We start from the raw sequence: 7242 nt of genomic DNA on the forward strand, positions 1-7242 counted from the left end.
CTAATATCAAGTGCTACTATATGATTTTAGAGATAACTATTTTGTCGCAGGAACGTAAACGAGGAATTCGATGTGGAACTGAGAGAAACTTTGATCTTTAATTACATTAATAGCTCTTTCCGTAAGAGCTGATGTGCAGTATACCGACAAAATTAATAAAGGCTAGCCTTTTCTTTTTTTATTTTTTAAGTACACCAAGCGCATTGCTTTCAAAGCATACGCTTGGTATATAAGACGGCATGGTGTTATAGATGGTGCTGAGCGCTTAGTGTTTTCTGTTTGGGCCGTTACGAACGATGTCTTTACCATTGTCATATACGTGCTGCGAAACCCAGCGGCCAAGGAGCAATTGGTGTTTTTCTCCTAATACGGCAACAAATGGACGGCCATCGGTATTAGAGGTGGCTAGCGCAACGCCAGTGACACCTTCAAGACCCAGAGCGCCGCTTTCTACTAAATGCAGAAATGCCTCTAACTCTTCAATCGTTTCGATTACATGGTTATCAATATTCATTGTATTCAATCTCTTCGAATTGCATTGCGGTCGCGTACTCTACCTAAGTTAAGCGTGGAAACCAAGCTTCTACGTGCGTCATGTAATGAGAGAACCTTGCCCTGCCACTAATCATCAATAAGTTAGTCTCGATAGTCCGGAACTTGCCTAGATTAAATGAGGCAGAAAACACTCTCTGGTTAGACATGAGTCACATAATGTTGTCTGGTTTATCTCATCAATACTTTTGCTATTGGATGGGGTGAAGGGGAGTGCAATAATTTGTAAAACTCTTTTCCTAAAGGCTGTTATGAAGAAAGTCCTGATTACCGGTTTTGAACCTTTTGGTGGTGACGCCATTAACCCCGCCTTAGAAGCGGTCAAGCAATTAGAGGCTGTGGCCATAAAAGGCGGTGTGATAGTTACTTGCCCAGTCCCCGTAGTTCGATATGACTCGGTGAAAGTCGTTATTGAAGCAATAGAAGCGCACCAGCCAGACTGTGTGATTACTGTAGGGCAAGCGGCCGGGCGTAGCGCGATAACCCCAGAGCGTGTCGCAATTAATGTCGATGATTTTCGTATTCCAGATAACGTTGGTTATCAACCGATTGATGAACCCGTGGTGGCTGATGGTCCTGATGCTTACTTCTCGACACTACCGATAAAGCGTGTTGTGCAAACATTGCAAACGCAGGGTATACCTAGCCAGATTTCCAACAGTGCTGGAACATTTGTATGTAACCATCTCTTTTATGGGATCCAACATTACTTGAAAGACAATCCGATTCGTCACGGGTTTGTTCATATTCCATTATTGCCAGAACAAGCAGCAGATGGCAGTCAGCCTTCTATGTCTTTGGACATTATAGTCGAAGGGCTAAAGCTGGTGGCGCAAGTTTGTATTGCCAATGATAGCGATATCCTGGTAAGCGGTGGAACGATTTGCTAGTAAGTGTTTTAAAATCCAGTAAGTATCTGAAAGATAATAATAAGCTCGTCGTTTGATGTTGTAGTAAATGTTAGCTTTGTCAAATTTCACAAGTAGCGAAAGGAGTAGCATTGAATAGTCAGGTTGGATGTTGTTCAAACTGACATTCCTCTAGTACAGGAGGTGTTAGGGGGCTAACTTTACGAAAGGCGAGTTATTATGAAAAGCAACAAAAGTAAGTCAATCGCACTTATCTCTGTCGTTGTTTTCGCATTGGCTATTGCTGCGCTTAAATTCGAAAACACGCTCGGAGTTCTTCCCATCGTAGTCGCTATTATCGCGTTTTTTACTTGCGTTATTTATACCGGTAGGTACTTGTCCGATATGAAGCGTTCAGAGTTGATAAGTCAACCCAAACAAGCTCGAAAAATGTGTGCCAACGCATCACGCAATGAGCTTGATGAGTGCGATAAAAAGCGTTGAAGCGAGTCACATTCTCCGTATACTTTGCTGGAGCATTAATGCACTAACGTGTCGGAGATAAGCATGTCAAATCGAGTACCAACCAACATACTGACCGGATTTTTGGGTGTCGGTAAAACGACCACGATTTTAAATCTACTGAAGAACAAACCGGAAAAAGAAAACTGGGCGGTTTTGGTCAATGAATTTGGTGAGATTGGCATCGACGGTGCATTGATGACCGACCAAGGCGCGCTGATTAAAGAAGTGCCAGGTGGTTGTATGTGCTGCACTGCGGGTGTGCCGATGTCGGTAGGTATCACCGCATTATTGCGTCAAAAACCGGACCGTTTATTGATTGAGCCAACAGGCCTTGGTCATCCAAAACAGGTTATCGCGACGCTTACCTCACAGCAGTATGAACCTTACGTTGATCTTAAAGCGACGATTGCCTTGGTTGATCCGCGTAACTTAAGTGATGAAAAGTATCTTTCTAACCAAAACTTCGTGGACCAGTTAGACAGTGCAGATGTGGTTATTGGTAGTAAGGTTGACCTATGTTCCAGCCACGACCTTGATGTGTTTAATGACTGGGTGACGGACCAATCCCCTTCAAAAGTATTCAGTAAGCTTATTCATGACGGTGAGTTGCCGATAGAAGTCTTGGATATCGAGCGGGTTTACGGCAGCGCTTCTTCCCATATCGAGTCACATCATCATGACCATGCTCACCAAGAGCCTCAATTCCAGTTGCCGCCAGGTGAAGCCTTTGTGCGCAAAGAGAACAAAGGGCAAGGGTATTTTAGTTGCGGGTGGTTGTTTGGGGCAGAGTACACGTTTGATTTTGATAAACTTTTCTCAATGCTTTCGGACTTAACGGCGGAACGTGTTAAAGCGGTGGTCAATACGGATCAGGGGTGTTACGCGTTTAATGTTGCCAACCGAGTCGTGTCGGTGAATGAAATCAGCTTAGAAGGGTTTGAATCACGATTAGAAGTGATAGATTCTCAGCTGTTGCCATGGGATGAACTTGAGCAAATTCTCCTTCAGTTGTCTGGCATCAAGCGTTAAATCGAACAAATGTTAAACGGAAACGGTGAGCCAGCAAACTGTCTGCGTTCGCCGTTTTTGCTTTTGTAGCGTTTCAATGAGAAAAGTGAGATAAATCACTCAAATTCGGGTATAGTGCACGGCTAAATTTTTAAAGCTATTTTTAGTGGTTTGTTTAAGGAATACGCTCAATGTCATTTTCATCTCAAGGTTTTGCGCCAGAAGTGGTTAAAGCACTGGCAGAATGCGGTTATGAAAAGTTAACGCCAATTCAACAGAAGGCGATTCCAATGGCTCGCAAAGGCCATGATATTTTCGCTACAGCACAAACAGGTACTGGTAAAACGGCTGCGTTTTCTCTGCCTATGATTCAGCAGTTGTTAGACAGTAACCGTAGCGCTTCTCGTAAGACTGCTCGTGCACTTATCTTGGCTCCAACTCGCGAGCTTGCTGAACAAATTGCTGACAACATCAAAGCTTACACGAAGTACACCAATCTGTCGGTGGCGGCGATTTTCGGTGGCCGTAAAATGTCTTCTCAGGTTGCGGCACTGGAAAATGGTGTTGATATCCTTGTGGCTACACCTGGTCGATTGGAAGAGCACATCGAACAAGGTAATGTCTCGGTGGCACACTTAGAGTTTTTGGTGTTTGATGAAGCAGACCGTATCTTGGATATGGGCTTTATTCATGCAGTTCGTAAGATCATGCTGGATGTGGATACAGACCCACAAATCATGATGTTTTCGGCAACGACTTCAAGCCAGCTAAATCTGTTAGCGAAAGACATTCTGCGTAAACCAAAACGTATCGAAGTAGAGCGTGCAAATACTACGGCTCAAACAGTTGCTCACGTGCTATATCCAGTTGATCAAGAGCGAAAAACGGAACTGCTTTCAGAGCTAATTGGTCGCAAAAACTGGAAACAAGTGTTGGTATTTGTGAACTATAAAGAGACCGCAAACGAAGTGGTAAAAGAGCTGAAACTTGATGGTATCAAAGCGGTGGTTTGTCATGGTGACCGTGCTCAAAGCGCTCGTCGTCGTGCGCTAGAAGAGTTCAAGTCTGGCAAAGCTCGTGTCATGGTGGCTACCGATGTCGCTGCTCGAGGTCTAGATATTGAAGATTTACCTCACGTTGTGAACTATGACATGCCTTTCCTAGCGGAAGATTACGTTCACCGAATTGGTCGTACGGGCCGTGCAGGTAAACAAGGTCATGCTGTTTCATTTGTAAACCGAGATGAAGAGCTCACGGTGGTTCAGGTTGAAAATCTAATCCAGCAACGCATTCGCCGTATTGAGCTTGCAGGCTATGAACCAAAACAGCGTGAATCTTACATTGAAAAGCTGCACTCAAAACCAGCATTCAAGAATCGTCAAGGTCGTCGTAATAATCCGAACCAGTCGGCAACAGATCAAGGGTCGGCAGAGCGTCGTCTTGCTATGGTGAAGCGCCTGAAAGCGCGTCGTGGCGCAAAGTAAATTACATCAGTTTGTGATGAAAAGAGCCCCTCAATTGAGGGGCTCTTTTTGTTTGCCGTTTCGCGTTAATTGAGGCCAAGCATATTGGGTTCACCACGATAAATAATGCGATCGTTTCCTCGGTGAATACCAAACGTGACTGTGATAGGTGGATTCTCCTCTTCACTTGTCGTGTTATCCCAATCGTATTTTAGCCAAGGTATGCAATTACCTGAGTAGTCTAAATCTAGGTGGAATTGTATTTGCTCGCGCGCTGAGTCAATTTGGCTTGCAACGATATCGGTCATTCTGCCAATACTCATCGTTCCAACGCCAGAAAGCAGGGCGTTGTTTGCTGGCGCATGAGACCAAATTGGCGTGCTGAAGTAATATTCACCATTCGCCGTTGTTGAGCTGTCATCGAAGTTAGTCGTAAATCGACCGTTTTGCCAAGTTTCTACAGCAAGTGGCACTTTGATCACCATGCCTTGGTTGCCACCTACATCTTGAAAGTTCAAACGACCGAATCGAATGTCTGGTTGTTTTGTGAGTACTTCGCTATCGTCGAAGAAGTTTACCTCATCAACGGCTTTAGTCGTGACTATACCTATTTTGCTGCTGTCACTGTTAGTCCCTTTATTAAATGGGCCATCAGGGTATTGTTTATCTGTCGTGTTCTTTTTCCAACATGGGCTATTGTTACAAGTCGCATTGGTCGAGGGCTTCTCGATCACAAACGTTCCAACACTCGCGCTACCCAGTAGTTTCCAGTCTATCTTCTTAGGCTTAGGCGGCAAAAACCGATCGGAGTATGAGCTTAGCTCACCTAAGTCGAAATGTTGTTGAAGGTTAGATGAAAAGTGGACGTAGTTCTTCACGTTTTCCTTATTCGCATTGAGTGCGACAACATCGTAAGTGACTTTCTCAAAAGGTTGATTCATGTAAGCAAAAGTTTGGCCATGTGGGTAGTGCCATTCTTGGTCTTGCACTTGAAAATATTTTGGGTAAAAACGACCGATGTAACGATAGCCTTCATTAACAGTCATACCTAGATATTTACTTTCTAGGTTTGCTTTTACTCTCAAGCTCCCGACTTCTTCCCAATATAATCCATTAAAGACGAATTGATCATTCTTGGCTGAATTATGCGCCTGAGCAAGTGAGTCACTACTTTTTAGCAATTTCGAGGTTTGGTTCGCTGTCTCTGATGGCGTATGTTGCTCACTCGACAAGACAACCGATGCTGCTAGAGCGTCATCAAGCGCAAAATTACGGGTGATAGAGGCATCACAATAACGTGCTGATTCAACAGAACCACTTACAGAGCCGTCAGTTTGCCAAATGATCGGCTTCACTGTTAGAGAGAAAAGTTCTCCGGCGGCAATAAACCCATCTCCTTGTTCAGAGGTGCCAGAAGGCAAAGCACGTTGGTTGTCACAGATAGCCAGTGTCCATGGTCGCGAGTACACATTAAATGTTCCTTTCACTTCCACTTTGCCTTCTTCAGGGCACTCTTCAAATCCCTCACATTCAAAATGATCGGACAATGTCACTTCAAATATGCCGGACTCGTTCGTGATAAGACCATGCTCAGACAAGCCGTCTTTAAATTCCGCTGAATAGCTAAAGTTTCCTTCACTTCCTCCTAATGGTTGAACCAATGGATGAAAAACCTTAGGAGTACCATTGTAGTTGCTTGCGACTACAGGTTCGCCGGTGGAGGCACAAGCAAGCAATCGCGTATGCACGTTTTCTGGTTTACCTGCAATAACGCGTATTTCATTTAAAGTTGCGCTTTTCGTCTTTGAGTAGGCCTCAAACATAAATGGCGTAAACATAAAGCTAACCGTTTGATGCTTGCTGGTGTCTTCTGCCATAGTGAAAGTCAGCGTGTAGTTAGTACCTAACGCGATGGTATCAATATCGTTCGGGACTACTCGAACAACGAGCTCACCATTGTCGTCAGACATAAATTGGTTTGCTTTTAATATCTGCTTACCTTTGACCACCTCTAAAGTGAACAAGTCAGGGTGTGATAGGGCTGCACTGACTTCTGCGCTTACAACTTCTCCATTATTGGTTGTTGTGGCTGTAAATTGCGGAAGATCGTCGCCGCACATCAGTGCCATATCGTCCGATGGTGTGACGCTTAGGTTTAAGTCGTTCTCCGATGGAGGCGTAATTTTACATTCAGGGATATAAGAAGGAATAGGGCAAGTTGTTGGTGTTTGATTTGCGTAACTACAATTGGGTTCATCAATGCCACAATAGTGGTTGAAATTTGAACTTGATTCTAGGGTGGCTGTCACACTACCACAAATAGAAGTATTGGAGTTATTAATTGAAAAATGCATTGCCGAAATAGCTTGCTTATTAGCATATATTTTGGTCGTGCCAAAACCTGTATCTACAGTATGTCCCTGAGATGTCAAAGAACCAAAAACTGTCGTATTACTAAGATTTATCCCCGATAGAGCATTAATGTTGCCCACAACGATTGGTGTATTAGAAAGCGACGATTCCAGTTGATTAATTTCTACTTTTGTTCCTTTTGATTTGATATCGCCGCAGAACATACCAGATTCGATGTACACGTCACTTTGAGCAATGATGTTGCCATTAAGGACGTTGTGCTCTCCGTGAAACTCGACAGAACGGCCATTTCCACCAACACCATTGGTTTCTATATCTCCTTCGATTTCACTATCAGTTATTTTTATAGAACCTAAAGCAGAGACATTACCTAGTACGTAGCTATTACCATTAATTTTTAACCAAGTTCCTTTAGCTTTGATGTTTATAGGGCTTTCCTTTGAGCCTATGACATTCTGCCCACGGAGTGTTAT

At 43.8% G+C, this 7242-nt stretch carries 6 protein-coding genes; 4 read left to right on the forward strand and 2 right to left on the reverse strand.

Features of this window, described 5'->3' with window-relative positions; genetic code table 11:
- Positions 1-265: 265 nt before the first annotated feature.
- Positions 266-514: a hypothetical protein gene (locus CAG69_RS10755; RefSeq protein WP_065646949.1), complete on the reverse strand. Its 249-nt coding sequence runs from the start codon at positions 512-514 to the stop codon at positions 266-268.
- A 289-nt stretch (positions 515-803) separates the two neighbouring features.
- On the opposite strand from CAG69_RS10755, the gene pcp reads away from it, so the two are divergent.
- The 4 genes from pcp (at position 804) to CAG69_RS10775 (ending at position 4417) form a co-directional block, all read left to right on the forward strand.
- Positions 804-1442, forward strand: coding sequence for a pyroglutamyl-peptidase I (pcp, locus tag CAG69_RS10760; RefSeq protein ID WP_161444151.1), 639 nt, complete (start codon positions 804-806; stop codon positions 1440-1442).
- A 198-nt stretch (positions 1443-1640) separates the two neighbouring features.
- Positions 1641-1904 carry a hypothetical protein gene (locus tag CAG69_RS10765; protein WP_053303741.1) on the forward strand — a complete coding sequence of 88 codons (264 nt, stop codon included), beginning with the start codon at positions 1641-1643 and terminating at the stop codon, positions 1902-1904.
- A 63-nt stretch (positions 1905-1967) separates the two neighbouring features.
- Positions 1968-2954, forward strand: a complete 987-nt coding sequence (locus CAG69_RS10770; protein WP_161444153.1) for a CobW family GTP-binding protein — start codon at positions 1968-1970, stop codon at positions 2952-2954.
- Between the two features lie 170 nt (positions 2955-3124).
- Complete coding sequence (locus CAG69_RS10775) at positions 3125-4417, forward strand: DEAD/DEAH box helicase (protein ID WP_005386186.1); 1293 nt, start codon at positions 3125-3127, stop codon at positions 4415-4417.
- A gap of 65 nt (positions 4418-4482) precedes the next feature.
- On the opposite strand, the gene CAG69_RS10780 is transcribed toward CAG69_RS10775, so the two are convergent.
- Positions 4483-7242: DUF6701 domain-containing protein (locus CAG69_RS10780; RefSeq protein ID WP_237668065.1), on the reverse strand; the 2760-nt coding region annotated here is incomplete at its 5' end.

The sequence above is a fragment of the Vibrio sp. V43_P6S15P86 genome (genome assembly GCF_009904725.1).
GTDB classification, from domain to species: domain Bacteria; phylum Pseudomonadota; class Gammaproteobacteria; order Enterobacterales; family Vibrionaceae; genus Vibrio; species Vibrio diabolicus.